Raw genomic sequence first — 17,865 nt, forward strand, 5'->3', positions numbered from 1 at the left:
ATTCTCTTCTTATTCTTCTAATGTAAAGCTTAATTTATCATCGGTAATTTTTTCATACGGCGCAAGGCTTTGTTTTGTGCAATAGCCATCACCGTCGAAAGTTACCTCGATCCCTAATATTTTACCTAATTTCATGATGTCTGCTTTAGACCAACCGGTGACATCAGGCATCAGTTTCTCGCCACCAGTATATAAGATGATCTTTTCACCAGAAATCAATTGATCGCCTTGTTCTGTTGACTGTTTTTTCACCTTTTTACCATCACCAATAACAATTGGTTGTAGTCCGCTTTTTTGTGCATCTGCTGCAGCAACATCTGTACCTAGGTTACGGTAATCAGCTACTGTCACTTTTTCAGTTGCTTCTTCTGTTTTTTCATCTGTTTCTGTTTCTTTAAAGTCCATTGCACGTTTCATCAATGGATTAGCGATTTTTGCTAATGCGTCACGGTCATATGTTTTAGGGTGTTTCATCGTTAGATATAATACATATTCAGGATCTTCTGACGGAACCATTTCAACGATTGAATACAAGTAAGCTGTCTCACCTGTTTGGTAACCACCAGTATCAGAAGCAATCTGTGCAGTACCCGTTTTAGCCGAAACATTGTAACCAGGTACACTATATACACCATACGCACTACCATAATTTTCACTTTCTACCACATCACGCATATATTCGCGTACTTTTTGAGTCGTTTCCTTTGAAAATGGCTGTCCTAATACTTCTGTTTGCGTTGCTCTTTCTTCACCAGTCGTTGGATCGACGATTTTGCTGATATAACGTGGTTGGATCATCGTACCATTGTTTGCTATTGACGTGAATGCCTTCATCATCTGGAAGTTCGTCACTCCTACAGCTTGTCCGTAAGCACTCATGGCACGGTCAACGATGTTTTCAGTTGGCAAAGCTCCTGAAACCTCATCATCTAAGCCAGAGTGAGTACTTTGTCCAAAACCTAGTTTTTGCAGATAGTTATACCATGCACCACCCATCCGTTGTTCCAACATGACCATCCCAACGTTACTTGACCAAGAAAGTGCTTGTCTCATTGTTAAGACACCTTTTGCGCCGTAATCGTGGTCATTGATCGTTGCATCTGCAACTTTGATCTTACCTGATTGATACGTTTCATTTTCATTGAATTTGCCTTCTTCGATAGCAGCCGCTGTCGTGAAGACTTTCATCGTAGAGCCTGGTTCATAGCTATCTTGAACCAAGAAATTACGCCAAACGGAATCTTTTTCTTGTAATCCTTCCATTGTTTCTGGATTGAAAGTAGGTCGTTGACCCATAGCTAAGATCTCACCAGTTTTGGCTTTCATTAAGACAGCCGTCAATTCTTCTGGCTGATACTCATCATTGACTTGATCCATCAAGGTTTCTAAATAACTTTGAAGACGACTATCTAGAGTCGTATAAATATCTTGACCATTCACTGCTTTTTCTTCTTCAGCGACTGTACCTGGTAAGGCATTTTGGTAATTATCTTTTTGATAAATGATTTTCCCATTTTTCCCGCTCAATACATCATTATAAGCAGCCTCTAATCCCAATTTACCAACTAGACCTGTATCGTCCTTATTTGGGACAGCATACCCGATAAAATGAGAAGAAAATACACCATTAGGATACATCCGTGCAGAATGATCTTCAAAATATAACCCAGCGATATTTTCTTTTTTCATTTCTGATTCGATCGTTTGTCTGGTCTCCTGTGAGATGTTTTTCCCATAGTTTCCAAACTCTACTTGGTATAGCTCATTTTTCGCGCCATCTTGTAGGATCTTTAGTGCCTGGCTCTTTTCGATTGAAAGATTTTTATGCAAAATCGTAGCGATTTTATCAAAATCCTTTTCTTGGGCATATAATTTTTTATCACCAGTTGTATACGTTTTGGATAAGATAGCTTTGATCGAATAAGATTTAGCGTCTTCAGCAAGGGCCACTCCATTGCGGTCATAGATCGTTCCGCGTTTTGCTTTGACGACTTCACTACCTTTGTAGAGCTGTTCAGTTTTTTCCGCTAGAGAGGTCCCAGCGACATGGCCTCCAATAACGATATACGAAAAACGGACGGCAAATAAAAAGAACAATCCAATACTCGTAGCAAATAAAATGATACCTACTTTTTTGCGATTGTTCATCGGATTTAGATTTTTCTTTTCCATAAACCGCCGGAATTTATTTTTAGGACTCATTTACTTCACTTTCCTTAAATTGTCGTCGTTGATCGACAACCCTTTTTCTTCTGCGATTTTTTTGATTCGTTCAGTACGTGACAACTCGTTCTTTTCTTGTACTAAACTTGTTTTTTCGACATTTTTTTTGTCGATTTTAGTTTGGATCGTTGTAATTTCGTTTTCTACACCACTGATATTCGTACGCAACATTACAGTTAGTATGCAAAGCGCAATCACCGAAAGCGTAATACTTACTACAGCCAGTTTTTCTAAATTGGATATATGTTTTAACCGTTTTGCTGGCGATTGAGGAAGAATAACTTCTTGATTCGAATCTGGCAGCTGATGTTCAGGTTGTTCGACCATATCTGGTAAATCATATGGATATTCTTGTGCTTTTCTTAATTCTGCCATTATTCTACTCCTCTTTCACACGTATTTTTTCAGCAATTCGTAATTTAGCACTACGAGATCGGTTATTTTCAGCTAATTCCTCTTCAGAAGGAAGGATTGGCTTTCTATTGATCAATTTTAATTCTGGTTGAAATTCTTCTGGAATGACTGGCAATCCTGGCGGTAAATCTCGGACTGTACTATATTCCTTGAACATGCTTTTGACAATACGGTCCTCTAACGAATGGAACGTGATCACACTGATACGACCATTTTGATTTAAAAGACGAATCGCTTGTTCTAATGATGCTTCTTCCGCACCCAGTTCATCGTTGACTGCGATTCTCACAGCTTGGAAAATCCGTTTTGCCGGATGACCACCTTTTCTTCTCGCTGGTGCAGGAATCACATCTTTAATGATTTCTACTAACTCGCCAGTCGTTTCGATTGGGCGTATTTTTCTAACTCGTTCAATTTCTCGAGCGATTTGTTTTGAAAATTTCTCTTCACCATAGCGAAAGAAAATTTTTACTAGTTCATTATAAGGATATTCATTGATCACATGATACGCAGACAAAGGCGCTGATTGATCCATACGCATGTCTAGCGGTGCGTCTTGATGGTAGCTAAATCCTCTTTCTGCTTCATCAAGTTGAGGCGAAGATACCCCTAGATCATACAAAATACCGTCCACACGGGAAACATATTTTGTTATCTGCTCTTCTAATTCTCGAAAGTTTGCTTTGATAAAAGTAACCATGCCTTTTTCAACGTATGGGGCTAATCGTACTGTCGCATGATCGATTGCTTTTTGATCTTGATCAAATGCATAAAGGTGCCCATTTGAATTCAGTTGGCTCAATAAATATTCACTATGTCCGGCACCGCCAAGTGTACAGTCTACATAAATGCCATCAGGTTTGATGTTCAATCCATCAACCGTCTCTTTCAACATGACTGTATAGTGTTGAAATGTTTCAGTCATTAGTCAGCCTCTTCCTATCTTATAGTCCGAAATCAATCATATTTTCAGCAATTTCATCAAAGTTTCCTTCTGCAACTTCGGAAAATTCTTGCCAGCGTTCTTCATCCCATATCTCAATTCGATTTGAAACGCCGATCACTACACATTCTTTTGTCAAAGCAGCATAATTTCTCAATGTGCTGGGGATATTGATACGTCCTTGTTTATCTAATTCACATTCAGTGGCAGCCGAGTAAAAAAAACGCACGAACGTACGAGCATCTTTTTTAGCTAAGGGCATTTCGTTTAATTTGGACTCTAGATTCTGCCATTCACTCATGGGATAGCCAAAAAGACAGCCATCTAATCCTCTGGTAAGGACAAATTCTTCGCCCAGTTCTTCACGAAGTTTCGAAGGTACGATCATACGACCTTTTGTATCAATATTATGCCGATATTCGCCCATCAACATTGAAACTACCCCCGTTCCTCCACTAACTAAAATTAGTCTACCACAATCCCCCACTTTCTACCACCTTTTATGGAAAATCCGAGAATAACTTTTTTATTCATAAAAACTTTTTTAAGAATTAAGCTGTAAAAAGTCTTTAAAAAAACTTTTTACAGCTCGAAACCGTTTTTCATCATAGATACGTAAGGATATTTAAAACGATCAATAGTCCATAAAAGACGATCGTCAGTAAAAATGCTAACCGCCAAGTCATTTTCAAATAACGCGAATAAATGATTTCATCATAATAATAAGCTTGGAATACAGCAATACATATTGCCATTAAAAGCATGGAAATCATGAAAAATGGTAGGAATGAAAAAGTGGCCATATTACGTGATAAAGCATGCATGCCTCCCCACAAAAAAGGGACAGCAAGATCAGGAGCTTTAATTTTAAAACGACGGTCCAATGAAAATAGTTTTACCAAAAAGTTGCAACCAACTAAGACGATTGCAGGAAAAATATACCAAAATAAAACAATTGGCGTAAAAGTGCCCATCTGACAAAAACTCCTTCTTCTAGTTGTTTCAAGTATACGCTATAAACTTTACACAACTATTTCATTTATTTTAAATTTATACAGTTTTCTTTGCTTTATCGAGTCTTCTACTTCAAATGACGACATCAATCAGAAAAGTTGCCTAGTCCAATCTCCCCAACTGTGTTCGATTGGATTATCCGTTATAATAGAAGAAACAAAGATTTTAGGAGGTTCGACTATGATCAAGTATTTTTCTATGACTAACCAGCAACTAGTAAATACACAAAAAGAAACTGCTGAAAAAGTTTGGTATTGTGTGGAACGTCCAAACGAAGAAGAAATCAATACACTAACTCATCAATTCCAGATTCCTTCCGATTATATTACGTCGATACTAGATGATGCTGAGAACTCAAGAGAAGAGGAATTCAATCAAACAAAACTAACAAAACCAGCGTTATTATTATTACAATATCCTTTTGTAAAAACAAGTCCCAGTGGCTATTTCCAAGTGGATACGTATCCTTTTTCAATTATAGTGACACCTCAAAAAAAGCTTATCACAATTACGAATCACGAACCACTCTTTTTGAAAAAAGTATTCAGCCAAACGTTTGAAAAAAATGATTTATCGACCAATCTAAATATTTTCATGCAGATCATTTGGCAGATCACTTTTTCATACAACACGTATCTGTCTACTTTGCAATCTCAATGTGATGTTTTAGAAAAACAATTACGTGTTTCTACGGAAAATAGTCAGCTATATCAAATCATGGATATCCAGAAAAGCTTAGTGTATTTCAGAGAAGCAACAGCCGCAAATTCCACTACACTAAACACCCTGATAAAAAATAAAGCGATCCAAGAAAATCATGCGCTAAGAGCTCATCTACATGACGTGATCATTGAAACGGAACAAGCTAGAACGACTGCCCGCATCCAGTTGAATCTCGTAGAACAAATGAATCAAACATTTTCTGCTATTATATCGAATAACCTAAACAATATTATGAAAATTTTAACTTCTCTTACAATTATTTTAACGATCCCGACAATCATCGGAAGTCTCTACGGGATGAATATCAAACTTCCTATTGCTGAACGGGATGACGCCTTTTTATGGCTGACCCTTTTTATGCTACTCATTAGTATACTAACCGCTTATTATTTAAAAAAGGGGAAGTTTTTATAAACACCCCCCCTTGTCGAATAAAGAAAAAGCATGTAAACTAAGGGCAACAATAAAATTTCGAGGTAGATACTATGCGTGAGAAAAAACAAACAAGTACGTTTTCCAAGATCACCAAAATTGTCATTTGGACAATGCTTATTCTAACTGTTGGCTCAGTTGTTTTAACTGCTGTAATGAGTGTCATGTAACATCGATTGTTTGAACGAAAAAAGAGAAGGCTGACAAAGATTTTGTCAGCCTTCTCTTTTTTTCGAATAAACAATGCTCCCAAAACAGCTTCTTCAACCACCGAAAAACACGTTTCAGTTCTTTTCACAATACTCATCTATTGCTGTCTTAGTGTCAACCGCTTATTGATCAAACAAAATACTTAGTCTTGTTTCGCTAAGCGTAGTAATTCTTTTGCATGTTCCATTGTTAAAGGGGTGATTTCACTTCCTGCCAACATCCGTGCAATTTCTTCTTCACGCTGTGCTGGCGCCAATTCTGCTACAGAGGTTTGAGTGCGCCCTTTGATGACATCTTTTTTAATGTAATACTGATAGTCAGCCACGGCTGCTACTTGAGGAAGATGTGTAATACATAACACCTGTGAATAACGTGAGATTTGTGAGATCTTATCTGCGATTGCTTGTGCGACTCTTCCACTGACCCCTGTATCTACTTCATCAAAAATAATACTAGTTACTCCTTGTTCAGAAGAAAAGATCGTCTTCAATGCTAATAACATCCGAGAAAGCTCTCCGCCAGAAGCTACTTTGACTAAAGGTTTCAAAGGCTCTCCAGGATTCGTGGTTATGTAGAACTCCACTTGGTCAAATCCATTCATATCTAGTTGTGCCTTGTCAGATTTTGAAAAGCGTACTTCGAATTCAGTATTTTCCATATAAAGACTTTTTAATTCTTTTAAGATAGATTGCTCTAATCCTTTAGCGATTTTCTTTCGTATCTCATGTAATTCTACTGCCTGTTTCTGAAGTTTCTCTTCTTTTTCAGCCAGTTCACTTTTCATTTTTTCAAGTTGTCCTTCGGAAAAATCGGAAGAGGCTAGTTCCTGAGTGATATCATCATAATAGTTCAAGATGGCTTCGATTGATTCCCCATATTTACGCTTTAATTGATGGATCAGCTCTAATCGTTGATTCACTTCTTCTAAGCGATTCTCATCTAACTCTAGCAAGTCGATTTGACGACTCATATCGCCGATTGCATCTTGCAATAAATAATAGGCGCTTTGGACATTTTCAAAAATCGCCTCGTACTCATTATCCAAGTGCGCGATACTTTGCAGCTCAGCTACTGCCAATCCTACATTGTCTACACTACTCCGCTCTTCCCCGCTCAGCGCACTATAGCCACTAGCTAAGCTATCCACTATTTTTTGATAATTACTTAATTTTTCTCGCTCTTCACTTAACTGTTCTTCTTCGCCTACTTCTAATTGTGCCGCAGCGATTTCTTCTTGCTGAAAATGAAGCATGTCGATCCGTTGGACAAAAGATTTTTCATTTTTCTGGATCTTACGAACTTGCCGTTCAAGTTCGCGGTAGCGCGAAAACTCTTTCTGATAATTTTTCTTCTTACGCTGAAATTCATTATCGCCAAAACGATCGAGTAAAACTAAGTGTGCTTCTGTTTGTAACAATTCCTGATGTTCATTTTGGCCTTGGATATCTACCAAATAACTACCTATTTTTCTTAGATTAGCTAATGTTACGATGTGCCCATTGACACGACAAATATTTTTCCCTGTCAAAGACATATCTCTTCGAACAATCAGATTGTCTCCATCAGATTCGATCCCTAACTCATTCATCAATGCAGAAAAACCGTCTTGTTTAGGCCACTCAAATAAACCTTCCAGAATACACTTATCTGCACCTTGTCGGATATAGTCACTTGAGCTTCTTCCTCCTGCCAACAGCCCAAGAGCATCAATAATAATTGATTTTCCTGCGCCTGTTTCACCTGTGAGTGCCGTCATTCCCTCATGAAAAGACAACCGCAGTTCAGGAATAATCGCAAAATTAGTAATACTGATTTCTTGTAACATCGCACTCACTCCTTCTATCAAAGGTAATGTAGAAAATCTTTCTTTAATGTCACAGCATCTTCTTCTGTACGCGTAATCATCAGCACGTTGTCATCATCATTAATGATCGAAAACAATTCTTTTTTATAGCGCTTATCGATAAGATTAGCGGCTGCTGATGCATTTCCAGGCAATGTCTTCAAAATCACAAATTTTTCCATTTGGTCAACAGCTACAAAGGCATCTCTCAGTAATTTTTCTAATTTCGTATTCACATCTTCACTTGTTTCTGCCGGAAGACTGTAACGATAACCGCCATCTGAGGCAGGGACTTTGATAAGTTTGAGTTCTTTTATATCTCTAGAGATGGTTGCCTGAGTCACAGATATCCCTTTGTTTTTTAAGATTTCAACGAATTCTTCTTGTTTTCTGATATCATTTTCGTTCAGTAACCGAGTAATCAAACGATGTCGATCCTTTTTTCTCATACGCTCTTCGCTCCTTCGTTTATTCTTCTTTACTATGATAGCTTATTTCAAGCGCTTAATAAAGAAGAATTCGTTGACTTCTTTATCATCTGGCTCGCATTTATTTGTGATTGAATTGTTCATGGGCTTGTTCAACGATTTTTACTACGTCGATCGTTGGAGATAACGTTCCTTCGTCTTTTGCTTTTTTCAAATGTGCCAGAAATTCAATATTTCCTTCGCCACCAGTAATCGGGGAATAGCTTAGTTCTAAAACATCATAGCCATGGCCCGTAGCAAAACGCAAGATATCCTCAACTACTTGTATATGGGTTTGCGGATCACGCACGATACCGTTTTTCCCAACCGCATCTCTGCCAGCTTCGAATTGTGGCTTGATCAAGGTGATCACTTCGCCACCATCTGTTAAAATGTCGTGTAAAGGAGGAAGCATTAGTTTCAAAGAAATGAACGAAACATCGATCACCGCAATTTCAGGTGCTCCCAACTTGAAATCTTCGGGTTTTGAATAACGAAAATTAACTCTTTCCATTACTTCTACTCTCTCGTCCTGTCTGATCTTCCACGCCAGTTGATTGTAGCCAACATCCAACGCATAACTCATTTTGGCGCCATTTTGTAACGCTGCATCCGTGAAGCCACCGGTAGAAGCACCAATATCAAGCAATATTTTATCGGCAACAGATAGATCAAAAACGTTTAGTGCTTTTTCCAATTTCAACCCGCCGCGGGAAACATATGGTAATTTTTTTCCTTTGATTTTCAATTCATTGGTAACAGGGATCTTTTCACCTGGTTTATCAAAACGTTCATTTTTTTCATTGTAAATCAGTCCTGCCATGACTGAACGTTTTGCTTGCTCTCTCGTTTCAAATAATCCTTGTTTGACCGCTAAAACGTCCACACGTTCTTTTTCCATTTTTTTCCTCATTCCTATATATCAAATTGCTGTACTAATTGACGAAGTAGTTGTCCTTTAAACGAATAGACGGTTTGTTCTAGACGTTCGATGATTTCATTCGCACTAGTGATTTCTGCTTTCAATGCTGTTTTTGTCTTTTCGATCCCTAGCAATCGGGGATAGGTATTTTTTTCCATTTCCGCATCTTTGCCAGCAGTTTTTCCTAACTCCTCAGTAGTACTGATCACATCTAATAAGTCATCTCGAATTTGAAAAGCCAGTCCTAGGTGTCTGGCTAACTGTTGCAATTCCCCTACTACTTCTTCCGGCTGATCTGCTAAAACTCCGCCGGCTAGTAGCGCATAATGGATCAACCGCCCTGTTTTTCTCTCATGGATGAACGCTAATTCTTCTAAAGCAAGTTGTTTTGTTTCGCCTTCAATGTCGGCAGCTTGGCCAGCAACCATTCCCTGCGTCCCTGCACTCACAGCTAACTGTTGTAACAGCAGAAGTTTTGGTGAATTTGCTAAATGAGTCATACTAATCAGCTGGAACGCACCTGTGAGTAAGCCATCACCCGCCAATATAGCCAGTGCTTCGCCATAGATTTTATGATTCGTTGGCTTCCCTCGACGCAGATCGTCGTTGTCCATCGCTGGCAGATCGTCATGGATCAACGAATACGTATGAACCATTTCAAGGGCGGCAGCTACTTGATAAACAGTCGTATTGATAACTTCTTCAAATGAAGCAACTGTAGCCAACAAAAGTAAAGGGCGGATTCTCTTACCCCCCGCACGGATCGAATACACCATGCTTTCTTTTAACTTTTCATCAGATGTATACTCGTCAAGAAAAGCAAGCATCTCGTTTTCGACTGCAGGAAGATGAATAGCAGAAAAATCAGCTAATTTCATTAGGCTTCCTCTTTTCCTTCAAAAGAAATTTCTTCGTTTGATTCTGTCATCATTTTCGTTAGTGTTTCTTCTGCCTTTGTTAAAGTATCCTGACATTGCTTGCTTAATTCCATTCCACGTTTAAATGCATCTAGTGCTGATTCTAAAGGAACATCTCCTTGTTCCAACTGCATGACGATTTTTTCTAACTCTTGCAATGATTCTTCAAATGTTGGATTTGCCATCTTGTTTATGCTCCTTTTCTACTTTTTGTACCTTCCCGATTACTTGCCCATCTTGATAGTGGATGACCAAAGAATCGTCTGGTTGGACCTCTGTCACACTTTTGACCACTCGCTCCTTGATGGTCGTGTACGTATAACCGCGTCCCATGATTTTCAGCGGGCTTAACAGGTCCAGAGATTGAACTGCTTGTTGAAACTGTTGCCTTTGCATTTGCATGTATTGCTGCATTTTCTCTGCTAACCTTTTCTCAAGATAACCTGCTTCTTGTTTCGCAGACTTCACTCGATAAAGAGGGGCAACTTGTTGCAACTGATGCGATAAATTCAATGTTTCTTTTTCTTTCTGATGGTAAATTTGCTGTGTTGACTGCATCAACCGTTGTTTCAACTGATCCAATTTGATGGTCTGACCCTCATATAGGCGATCGGGTTGACGAAAGACATACGATTGTTTTGCCCGTTCAAAGCGTTCTTGTTTGCGCTGAATCTGGCGCATAAATGCCTGTTCAAGTCTAGCTTGTCGCTCCTTGATCTTCAACAATTCTTCTGATAACACTGGGACAGCTAATTCAGCTGCTGCAGTCGGAGTCGCAGCCCGCACATCCGCAACTAAGTCAGCAATTGTTGTATCTGTCTCATGTCCAACGGAGGATATGATAGGTGTTTTTGCTTCATAGATTGCTCTAGCAACTCGCTCTTCATTAAATGGCCATAAATCTTCGATTGATCCACCACCACGGCCTATGATCATCGTATCAAAATTCCCCAATTTTTCTACTTGCTGGATATTTTTTACGATATTATCTGCCGCTTGGTTTCCTTGGACAACGGTTGGAAATAGTACTAACTGAACAATCGGATAACGCCGTTTTACTGTAGTGATGATATCCCTGATCACCGCACCGCTTGGACTAGTCAAAACAGCGATTCTTTTCGGAAAGCGGGGAAGTGTCTGTTTTGGTCCTTGAAAAAGTCCTTCTTTCAACAGTTTTTCTTTTCGCTCTTCCAGTTCTTGGTAAAGTGCCCCTACACCATCAGGCTCCATGTGTTCCACGTAGATCTGATAAGATCCAGCAGCTTCATAAAGCGAGATTCTCCCGACAACTAATACTTTCATCCCCTCTTTTGGCTGAAAGCGCAGTTTCTGAAAAGCTCCTTTAAACATGATGGCAGATATTTTGGCATGATCATCTTTCAAACTAAAATATTGGTGTGCGTTTGCACGCAAACGGAAATTAGAAATTTCTCCTGTTAAATAGACCCTTTCAAGATAAGGGTCTACATCAAATTTTCTTCTTAAATACTTCGTTAACGTAGTAACTGTTAAATATTCTTGGGTCATCTACTCACCTGCTTCAGCGGCCATGACTGTTTGATACATCAACATCGTGATCGTCATCGGTCCAACACCTTTTGGAACAGGTGTGATGTAGCTTGCCAAAGGTTCGACTTCATCAAACTTCACATCACCGATCAACTTGCCGTTTTCATCACGATTCATCCCCACATCAATCACAACAGCGCCTGGTTTAATAAATTCTTTCGTTACAAAATGACCACGACCAATGGCTACGACCAAGATATCTGCTTCTTTAGCTAACTCTGGAAGTTGTTTTGTTTTTGAATGCGCGATCGTAACAGTAGCATCCGCCATCAACATCAGTTGCGCCATCGGTTTGCCAACAATATTGCTTCGTCCGATCACCACTGCTCGTTTGCCAGAAAGATCAATGTCATAAGCTTCAAACATTTTCATGATTCCATAAGGTGTACATGGAATCTTGTCAGGATTTCCCGCTAATAATCGGCCTAAATTCATTGGGTGGAACCCATCGACATCTTTTTTAGGATCGATTGCAAGTAAGACTTTCTCTTCATCTATGTGTTCTGGTAGTGGCAACTGAACTAGGATGCCATGGAATCTAGGATCCTGATTATACTTTTCAATTTCAGCCAACAGATCCGCTTCAGAAATCGTCTGCGCATATCGTTCGACTTTTGAATAAATACCGATCGTTTTTGCGGAACGTTCCTTGTTTCGAACATAGACTTGACTAGCTGGATTTTCACCCACTAGTAAAACGACTAATCCGGGATGGATGTCTTTTTCTTTTAGTTCATTTACTTTTATAGCAATCTCTGCTTGTATTTTTTCAGCTAATTCTTTTCCATTGATCAATTCTGCCATACAATCACTCCCAGATTTTTTTGTGCTTTTATTCTACCATAGATAATCGTTGTTTTATAACCCGTTTTGACTCATTAACAGAAAAAAGCTAGGACTTACGCCCCAGCTTCTATTTCCTTCAATACATTTGATAATACCCCATTAACGAACTTACGTGATTGATCATCACTAAAAGTTTTCGTCAATTCGATTGCTTCATTTAATGCAACGGCGGATGGTACATCCTCAATATACATCATTTCAAAAATAGCAATACGTAAGATGACTAAGTCCATTTTGGAAATACGGTTGATTCGCCAGTTCCCTCGAAGATGTTTTTCGATCGTACGATCTAGTTCATCTTTTTTGGCACATACCCCGCCAACTAGCGTATCTAGATAAACAGGAACGAATTCTGACTCCTCTTCATTGATCATGTCTTTATGATCAAGTTCAATTGCGTGGAAAATTGCATCTTCTTTTGTCAGGTCAGCATTGAAATCCAATGGAAACAATGCTTGCAAAGCCATTTCACGAATCTCGTGTCTTGATAGTTCTTTATTCATTTTCTTCCTCTTCGTCTTTAAAAAGTTCTTCGATCGCTGGTTGTTCCAACTTTTCGGGTACTACTGCTACAACATGGATATTCACTTCTGCTAAAGCAATGTCAGTCATGAAAAGAACTTGCTGGTTGACACGTTCTTGCATTTCCATTGCTACCTTAGGAACAGAGACACCATATTCTAAATAGCAGTAAAGATCTACTTTCAAGCCGTCTTCATCATTTACTAAGTAAACACCTTTACCATGAGCTGCTCGTCCTAACAATTCGGTCACGTTGCTGGCAAATGTGCCACGCATCCCATAAACACCTTCAACTTTTGAAGCAGCGATCCCAATGATCACTTCAATCACTTCTGGCGCAATAACGATTTCACCTAGCTCTTGGCTCGCATTCAAGATCAAATTTTTGTCCTCTGCCATTTTATCTATTCCTCCTTTTGCCTATGTGCATATTGCTTACGCGTAAAAGATATTTTCTTCGATTTACTCGCAATACACAAAGGTAAACTGTTCACTTGCTTCTTTCAGCTCGTTCTTTCAAGCAAGCTTCTCTATAATTGTCGAAGCTCGATTTCTTATATAGTGTATCATTAAATCGAGTGATTTTCTATAACAAAGTCCGCATGAGTCTTGCATCTATCAAACAGATTATAAAATAATCAATTCTTTCGGTGAATGCGTCAATACTCGATTTCCTTCTGGTGTGATCAACAAATCGTCTTCGATTCTAACACCACCGATTCCTGGAAGATAGATTCCTGGTTCGTCTGTAATGATATTCCCAACGATAAATTGTTTTTCTGCTCTAGCTGAAACATTCGGTCCTTCATGGATCTCTAGTCCGATACCATGACCAGTGGAATGTCCAAAGGCTTCTCCATAACCATGCTTCGTGATATAGTCTCTTGCGACTGCATCTAGTTGGATACCTGTAACACCTGGCTTAGCAGCTTCGATCACTGCTAATTGAGCACCCAATACAATCTCATAGATTTCTTTAAGTTTTTCACCTGGGTCGCCGATTGCAAATGTACGTGTCATATCAGAAACGTATCCTTCATAGTAGCAACCGAAATCCAAAGTGATCATATCGCCTTGTTCAATGACTTTATTGCTTGCTACACCATGAGGCATTGCAGAACGTAGTCCACTAGCAACGATCGTAGAAAATGAAACGCCTGAAGCCCCTAGGGAACGCATATAGAAATCTACTTGATTGGCTACTTCGATCTCTGTCATGCCTGGTTGGATCATTTTCAAGATATGGTCATAGGCCATATCGGCTATGCTACAAGCTTTCTCAATGATCGCGATTTCTTCTTCATCTTTCACTTCTCGTAATTCTTCGATCATTTCAGAAACAGGAATCAATTCTGCATCAATGATTTCTTCTAACACTGAGTATTCTAAAAATGAAACAGTTGATTCTTCAAAAGCTAACATACGTAAGCCTTCTTTACGAACTAAGTTAGCTACTTCATCAAAAATCGGTCCGACATTTTTGATGATCTCAAATCCTTGTGCCTGTGTTGCGGCTTGTTCAGTATAACGAAAATCTGTAATAAAGAATGCTTTCTCTAATGTAATCACCGCTAAACCTGTTGTTCCAGTAAAGTTTGTCAAATAACGGAGATTATAAGGACTTGTGATCAAAAATGAATCTAAATTGTTTTCCCGCATTTTTTTACGTAATTTTTCTACTCGTAGCATCATAAATGAAACTCCTTCTTTCTTTGCCTCTTTTTTCTATTATAGCAAATTTTCGCTTCTTCACGACAAATAAAGCGAATTTTATTGATAAATTTATAAGAAAAAAATAGCTGGAACAAATCATCTAGTGATTTGCCCTAGCTATCATACCCAATAGAAAATAATTATACCTTTATGATTTTCTTCCGAAGAAGAATGAAACAACCGCTACTAAAATAACAGCCCCTAAAATCGACGGAATAAGTGCCATACCTGCTGCTTTCGGTCCCCAGTAGCCAAAAATTGCTTGTCCTATACTTGAACCAATCAATCCGGCAATGATGTTTGTGATACATCCCATGGAATTTCCTTTACTGGTAATTGCTCCAGCAATCGCACCAATAATCGCTCCCACGATCAATGTCCATAACCAACCCATAATATAACCTCCTTTTTGTACGTTACAATTCTAGCATACACGTTTTAAAGCGAGCAAATGATTGAACTACAAGTAGCAAGAAGGTGTTATGGTAGCATTGTGAAAATCCGAGAAATAAGAAGAATTCACGATAATCACTTTTCATACTTTTGTGGATTTTGTTTTTTTGCGAGATATTTCTTTATTTCCAATGTTTATCCGTATTTAAAGCGTAGCACCAAAGTATTCCTTATTTTTTGTGCCACGGTCATGATATGATTTTGGATCAGTGCGTATACTTGTCCTTCAATCGGTTGATTCGATTGATTGCATGTGGTCTTCTGACAAAAAAAACGAACGAGCGCGGGACAAAAGTAAGAAACACTTTTGTCTCGACCGTATTCACCTATTTTTATTTGCGTTTAAAAATATTCTTCACGCCGCGTTTCACTACATCTAATAAACTTAATGATCTAACCATATTGCTAGGATCAACATAGTTTCTAATCGCACGCAACACTTTTTTAGGGTCTTTAGCAGAAAAAGTATACGTACCATTTCTCTTTGATTTGATGGCAAAACGAGGAATCCATTTTCCCTTGAACATGACAGAAGCAATCACCTGATCTACTTCCTCCCAAGGTATCTGGACAAATTTACGTGCATCTCGTTCATTATAAAATTCAAAACCCTTATCACCGATCATGATCTTACCATAATCTGTGATCCCTAAATAAGAAGTAGCATTTGTTGTTAAGTCGACTTTTGTATTGATAGATTGTACCATTTCTTATACTCCATTTCCGAGGTTGGGAAAAGTAGGCTTGCATTAAGTAAATTTTAAAGAAAAAATGTATATTTTACCAACCTCACATAATCCGACAGTGTCTTCGAAGCGATTATAAAAGAAGCTGTGACAAAAATCAAATATGACTTTTGCCACAGCTTCAACAGAATCATTTCTACAAATTACATTAATCCGATTAAGTGGAAGACAATACCTACCACGAATAAACCAAGAATGATGATGATTGGAGAAACTTTCTTCTTAAGTAGCCACATACAGAACAATGTTAACAATAATGCAGCCAATCCAGGAATCAAGCTGTCTAAGTTATCTTGTAAAGTTGTTACTTTTTCAGATGTTAGAGACAATCCAGCTACTTGTTGTTCCAATGCACTCTTGATTCCTGCAGAACCTGAAGGTAGTGAATTCCAGTCAATGTAGGCACCTTTATCAAGTTTTACAGTTGAAACAACTGGTGTGAATTTAATCGATACCCAACGGTTAACTAATGATCCAAGGATAAACATCCCCAAAATCGAAGCCCCTTTAGTGATATCTTGCAATAATCCACCAGATAAATCTTCAGTGATTTTAGAACCGGCTTTATAACCAAATTCTTGTGTGTACCAAGTGAAAGCCATACGGATGATGTTCCATCCTAAGAAGTAGATGATTGGTCCTAAGATATTACCACTAATCGCTAGTGAAGCTGCTAATGCACCAAGAATAGGTCTTACTGTAAACCAGAAAACCGGATCTCCGATACCAGCTAAAGGTCCCATCATACCGACCTTAACCCCTTGGATTGTTACGTCATCTACAGGTGCGCCATTTGCACGTTCTTCTTCTAACGCTAATGTTACACCGATAATTGGTGAAGCTACGTATGGGTGCGTATTGAAGAACTCTAAATGACGTTCCAATGCAGCCGCACGGTCTTCTTTTGTTTTATATAATTTCTTGATCGCTGGGATCATTGAATATGCCCAACCACCATTTTGCATACGTTCGTAGTTCCAAGATCCTTGAATGAAAGTCGAACGCCACCAAACAGAAATACGATCTTTTTTAGATAATTGAATTCTTTCTTCTGCCATTTTCGTGTACGCCTCCTTTAATAGTTGTCAATGATATCGCCTAGTGGGTCACCAGTGTTTGAGTTCCCGCCATTACCTGAACCGCCACCTTGTTTAGAAAGTGCCAAGTAGATAAGAGCAAGAGCCACACCAATTGCACCAAGTCCGATAAGAGTGATTTGTGTTACAGTTGCCAAAACGAAACCGATAGCGAAGAATGGCCATACTTCTTTAGTAGCCATCATGTTGATAACCATTGCATAACCAACAGCCACAACCATACCACCACCGATTGCTAACCCGTCTGTTAACCAAGCTGGCATAGATTCAAGTAAGCTTCTTACTGGACCTTCGCCAATTGCTAGGATCAAACCAGCAGGGATTGCAATACGAACACCTTGTAAACAAATTGCAACGATATGCCAAAATTCAACTTTTCTGAAGTTACCTTCTTTTGCAGCAGCATCCATCAAGTGAACGAAGGCAGTTGCAATCGTACGACAGATGATTGTTAGTAACAAACCAGCAACAGCAAGAGGAACAGCGATTGCGATAGCTGAAGAAACCCCAGCTCTTCCTTGACCACCTAATACTAAAATAATTGCAGATGCAACAGATGCCAAAGCGGCATCAGGAGCTACAGCAGCACCGATATTTGCCCAGCCAAGAGCGATCATTTGTAATGTACCACCTAGGATAAGGCAAGGGAGTAGGTTCCCAGTAACTAAGCCGATTAACGTACATGCGACTACTGGTTGGTGGAATTGAAATTCATCAAGAATTCCTTCCATACCAGCCAAAAATGCAACGATAACGACTAAGATCACTTGAATAATATTTAATTCCATGATATTAATCCTCCATTTTTTCT

General features: G+C 38.9%; 21 protein-coding genes. 2 read left to right on the forward strand and 19 right to left on the reverse strand.

Translation table 11 applies throughout. From position 1 onward, the window contains the following. Positions 1–9: 9 nt before the first annotated feature. The 5 genes from ED2_RS02085 to ED2_RS02105 all read right to left on the reverse strand — a co-directional run bounded on the left by ED2_RS02085 (position 10) and on the right by ED2_RS02105 (position 4,554). Positions 10–2,202 carry a penicillin-binding transpeptidase domain-containing protein gene (locus tag ED2_RS02085; RefSeq protein WP_016177073.1) on the reverse strand — a complete coding sequence of 731 codons (2,193 nt, stop codon included), beginning with the start codon at positions 2,200–2,202 and terminating at the stop codon, positions 10–12. Beyond that, positions 2,203–2,598, reverse strand: coding sequence for a cell division protein FtsL (gene ftsL, locus ED2_RS02090; RefSeq protein ID WP_005881053.1), 396 nt, complete (start codon positions 2,596–2,598; stop codon positions 2,203–2,205). Positions 2,599–2,602: 4 nt separating this feature from the next. Then, positions 2,603–3,562 carry a 16S rRNA (cytosine(1402)-N(4))-methyltransferase RsmH gene (gene rsmH / locus ED2_RS02095; RefSeq protein WP_005881055.1) on the reverse strand — a complete coding sequence of 320 codons (960 nt, stop codon included), beginning with the start codon at positions 3,560–3,562 and terminating at the stop codon, positions 2,603–2,605. A gap of 19 nt (positions 3,563–3,581) precedes the next feature. Then, positions 3,582–4,013: a division/cell wall cluster transcriptional repressor MraZ gene (mraZ, locus tag ED2_RS02100; protein WP_025481366.1), complete on the reverse strand. Its 432-nt coding sequence runs from the start codon at positions 4,011–4,013 to the stop codon at positions 3,582–3,584. 172 nt (positions 4,014–4,185) lie between these two features. Continuing rightward, positions 4,186–4,554: a DUF3397 domain-containing protein gene (locus tag ED2_RS02105; protein WP_016177071.1), complete on the reverse strand. Its 369-nt coding sequence runs from the start codon at positions 4,552–4,554 to the stop codon at positions 4,186–4,188. Between the two features lie 220 nt (positions 4,555–4,774). Between ED2_RS02105 and ED2_RS02110 the strand changes: the two genes are divergently transcribed. Continuing rightward, positions 4,775–5,731, forward strand: a complete 957-nt coding sequence (locus ED2_RS02110) for a magnesium transporter CorA family protein (protein WP_016177070.1) — start codon at positions 4,775–4,777, stop codon at positions 5,729–5,731. Between the two features lie 71 nt (positions 5,732–5,802). After that, positions 5,803–5,919 (forward strand): DUF4044 domain-containing protein, encoded by a 117-nt coding sequence (locus ED2_RS14675; RefSeq protein ID WP_005881061.1) that lies wholly within the window; start codon positions 5,803–5,805, stop codon positions 5,917–5,919. Positions 5,920–6,101: 182 nt separating this feature from the next. Here the strand turns inward: ED2_RS14675 and recN are convergent, their stop codons facing one another. The 14 genes from recN to ED2_RS02180 form a co-directional block, all read right to left on the reverse strand. Next, positions 6,102–7,784, reverse strand: a complete 1,683-nt coding sequence (recN, locus tag ED2_RS02115) for a DNA repair protein RecN (RefSeq protein WP_016177069.1) — start codon at positions 7,782–7,784, stop codon at positions 6,102–6,104. Between the two features lie 17 nt (positions 7,785–7,801). Then, positions 7,802–8,251 (reverse strand): arginine repressor, encoded by a 450-nt coding sequence (gene argR / locus ED2_RS02120; RefSeq protein WP_005881063.1) that lies wholly within the window; start codon positions 8,249–8,251, stop codon positions 7,802–7,804. A gap of 100 nt (positions 8,252–8,351) precedes the next feature. Then, positions 8,352–9,170 carry a TlyA family RNA methyltransferase gene (locus tag ED2_RS02125; protein WP_005881064.1) on the reverse strand — a complete coding sequence of 273 codons (819 nt, stop codon included), beginning with the start codon at positions 9,168–9,170 and terminating at the stop codon, positions 8,352–8,354. Positions 9,171–9,184: 14 nt separating this feature from the next. Next, on the reverse strand, positions 9,185–10,069 hold the full coding sequence (locus ED2_RS02130; protein ID WP_005881067.1) for a polyprenyl synthetase family protein: 885 nt from the start codon (positions 10,067–10,069) through the stop codon (positions 9,185–9,187). Further along, complete coding sequence (locus tag ED2_RS02135) at positions 10,069–10,293, reverse strand: exodeoxyribonuclease VII small subunit (RefSeq protein ID WP_005881069.1); 225 nt, start codon at positions 10,291–10,293, stop codon at positions 10,069–10,071. The genes ED2_RS02130 and ED2_RS02135 overlap by 1 nt, the downstream gene beginning before the upstream one ends. Further along, positions 10,274–11,635 carry an exodeoxyribonuclease VII large subunit gene (gene xseA, locus ED2_RS02140; protein ID WP_005881072.1) on the reverse strand — a complete coding sequence of 454 codons (1,362 nt, stop codon included), beginning with the start codon at positions 11,633–11,635 and terminating at the stop codon, positions 10,274–10,276. Before xseA ends, ED2_RS02135 begins: the two co-directional genes overlap by 20 nt. After that, a complete protein-coding gene (locus ED2_RS02145) occupies positions 11,636–12,481 on the reverse strand; it encodes a bifunctional methylenetetrahydrofolate dehydrogenase/methenyltetrahydrofolate cyclohydrolase (protein WP_016177068.1) in 846 nt (281 codons plus the stop codon). It abuts the gene before it with no gap. A 95-nt stretch (positions 12,482–12,576) separates the two neighbouring features. Then, on the reverse strand, positions 12,577–13,026 hold the full coding sequence (gene nusB, locus ED2_RS02150; protein WP_005881076.1) for a transcription antitermination factor NusB: 450 nt from the start codon (positions 13,024–13,026) through the stop codon (positions 12,577–12,579). Continuing rightward, the gene (locus tag ED2_RS02155) at positions 13,019–13,444 is read right to left on the reverse strand and encodes an Asp23/Gls24 family envelope stress response protein (protein ID WP_005881088.1); all 426 of its coding nucleotides are present in this window, start codon (positions 13,442–13,444) and stop codon (positions 13,019–13,021) included. Before ED2_RS02155 ends, nusB begins: the two co-directional genes overlap by 8 nt. A 228-nt stretch (positions 13,445–13,672) precedes the next feature. Then, positions 13,673–14,737: a M24 family metallopeptidase gene (locus tag ED2_RS02160; RefSeq protein ID WP_016177067.1), complete on the reverse strand. Its 1,065-nt coding sequence runs from the start codon at positions 14,735–14,737 to the stop codon at positions 13,673–13,675. 169 nt (positions 14,738–14,906) lie between these two features. Then, positions 14,907–15,152 carry a GlsB/YeaQ/YmgE family stress response membrane protein gene (locus tag ED2_RS02165; RefSeq protein ID WP_005881092.1) on the reverse strand — a complete coding sequence of 82 codons (246 nt, stop codon included), beginning with the start codon at positions 15,150–15,152 and terminating at the stop codon, positions 14,907–14,909. Between the two features lie 391 nt (positions 15,153–15,543). Continuing rightward, positions 15,544–15,918: a DUF956 family protein gene (locus ED2_RS02170; RefSeq protein ID WP_005881093.1), complete on the reverse strand. Its 375-nt coding sequence runs from the start codon at positions 15,916–15,918 to the stop codon at positions 15,544–15,546. 182 nt (positions 15,919–16,100) lie between these two features. Continuing rightward, positions 16,101–17,015, reverse strand: coding sequence for a PTS system mannose/fructose/sorbose family transporter subunit IID (locus ED2_RS02175; RefSeq protein WP_016177066.1), 915 nt, complete (start codon positions 17,013–17,015; stop codon positions 16,101–16,103). Between the two features lie 17 nt (positions 17,016–17,032). Beyond that, positions 17,033–17,842 carry a PTS mannose/fructose/sorbose transporter subunit IIC gene (locus ED2_RS02180; RefSeq protein ID WP_005881095.1) on the reverse strand — a complete coding sequence of 270 codons (810 nt, stop codon included), beginning with the start codon at positions 17,840–17,842 and terminating at the stop codon, positions 17,033–17,035. Between the last annotated feature and the right edge of the window lie 23 nt (positions 17,843–17,865).

This window comes from Enterococcus durans NBRC 100479 = LMG 10746 (genome assembly GCF_001544215.1).
GTDB classification, from domain to species: domain Bacteria; phylum Bacillota; class Bacilli; order Lactobacillales; family Enterococcaceae; genus Enterococcus_B; species Enterococcus_B durans.

What these genes read in the sequence shown, in the direction of transcription:
- ED2_RS02175 (WP_016177066.1), bottom strand. Translation starts at nt 17,015, where the DNA reads ATGGCAGAAGAAAGAATTCAATTATCTAAAAAAGATCGTATTTCTGTT.
- nusB (WP_005881076.1), bottom strand. Translation starts at nt 13,026, where the DNA reads ATGAATAAAGAACTATCAAGACACGAGATTCGTGAAATGGCTTTGCAA.
- ED2_RS02105 (WP_016177071.1), bottom strand. Translation starts at nt 4,554, where the DNA reads ATGGGCACTTTTACGCCAATTGTTTTATTTTGGTATATTTTTCCTGCA.
- ED2_RS02110 (WP_016177070.1), top strand. Translation starts at nt 4,775, where the DNA reads ATGATCAAGTATTTTTCTATGACTAACCAGCAACTAGTAAATACACAA.
- ED2_RS14675 (WP_005881061.1), top strand. Translation starts at nt 5,803, where the DNA reads ATGCGTGAGAAAAAACAAACAAGTACGTTTTCCAAGATCACCAAAATT.
- ED2_RS02085 (WP_016177073.1), bottom strand. Translation starts at nt 2,202, where the DNA reads ATGAGTCCTAAAAATAAATTCCGGCGGTTTATGGAAAAGAAAAATCTA.
- ED2_RS02130 (WP_005881067.1), bottom strand. Translation starts at nt 10,069, where the DNA reads ATGAAATTAGCTGATTTTTCTGCTATTCATCTTCCTGCAGTCGAAAAC.
- ED2_RS02160 (WP_016177067.1), bottom strand. Translation starts at nt 14,737, where the DNA reads ATGATGCTACGAGTAGAAAAATTACGTAAAAAAATGCGGGAAAACAAT.
- ED2_RS02180 (WP_005881095.1), bottom strand. Translation starts at nt 17,842, where the DNA reads ATGGAATTAAATATTATTCAAGTGATCTTAGTCGTTATCGTTGCATTT.
- ED2_RS02165 (WP_005881092.1), bottom strand. Translation starts at nt 15,152, where the DNA reads ATGGGTTGGTTATGGACATTGATCGTGGGAGCGATTATTGGTGCGATT.
- ED2_RS02135 (WP_005881069.1), bottom strand. Translation starts at nt 10,293, where the DNA reads ATGGCAAATCCAACATTTGAAGAATCATTGCAAGAGTTAGAAAAAATC.
- ED2_RS02125 (WP_005881064.1), bottom strand. Translation starts at nt 9,170, where the DNA reads ATGGAAAAAGAACGTGTGGACGTTTTAGCGGTCAAACAAGGATTATTT.
- rsmH (WP_005881055.1), bottom strand. Translation starts at nt 3,562, where the DNA reads ATGACTGAAACATTTCAACACTATACAGTCATGTTGAAAGAGACGGTT.
- recN (WP_016177069.1), bottom strand. Translation starts at nt 7,784, where the DNA reads ATGTTACAAGAAATCAGTATTACTAATTTTGCGATTATTCCTGAACTG.
- xseA (WP_005881072.1), bottom strand. Translation starts at nt 11,635, where the DNA reads ATGACCCAAGAATATTTAACAGTTACTACGTTAACGAAGTATTTAAGA.
- argR (WP_005881063.1), bottom strand. Translation starts at nt 8,251, where the DNA reads ATGAGAAAAAAGGATCGACATCGTTTGATTACTCGGTTACTGAACGAA.
- ED2_RS02170 (WP_005881093.1), bottom strand. Translation starts at nt 15,918, where the DNA reads ATGGTACAATCTATCAATACAAAAGTCGACTTAACAACAAATGCTACT.
- ED2_RS02155 (WP_005881088.1), bottom strand. Translation starts at nt 13,444, where the DNA reads ATGGCAGAGGACAAAAATTTGATCTTGAATGCGAGCCAAGAGCTAGGT.
- ftsL (WP_005881053.1), bottom strand. Translation starts at nt 2,598, where the DNA reads ATGGCAGAATTAAGAAAAGCACAAGAATATCCATATGATTTACCAGAT.
- mraZ (WP_025481366.1), bottom strand. Translation starts at nt 4,013, where the DNA reads ATGTTGATGGGCGAATATCGGCATAATATTGATACAAAAGGTCGTATG.
- ED2_RS02145 (WP_016177068.1), bottom strand. Translation starts at nt 12,481, where the DNA reads ATGGCAGAATTGATCAATGGAAAAGAATTAGCTGAAAAAATACAAGCA.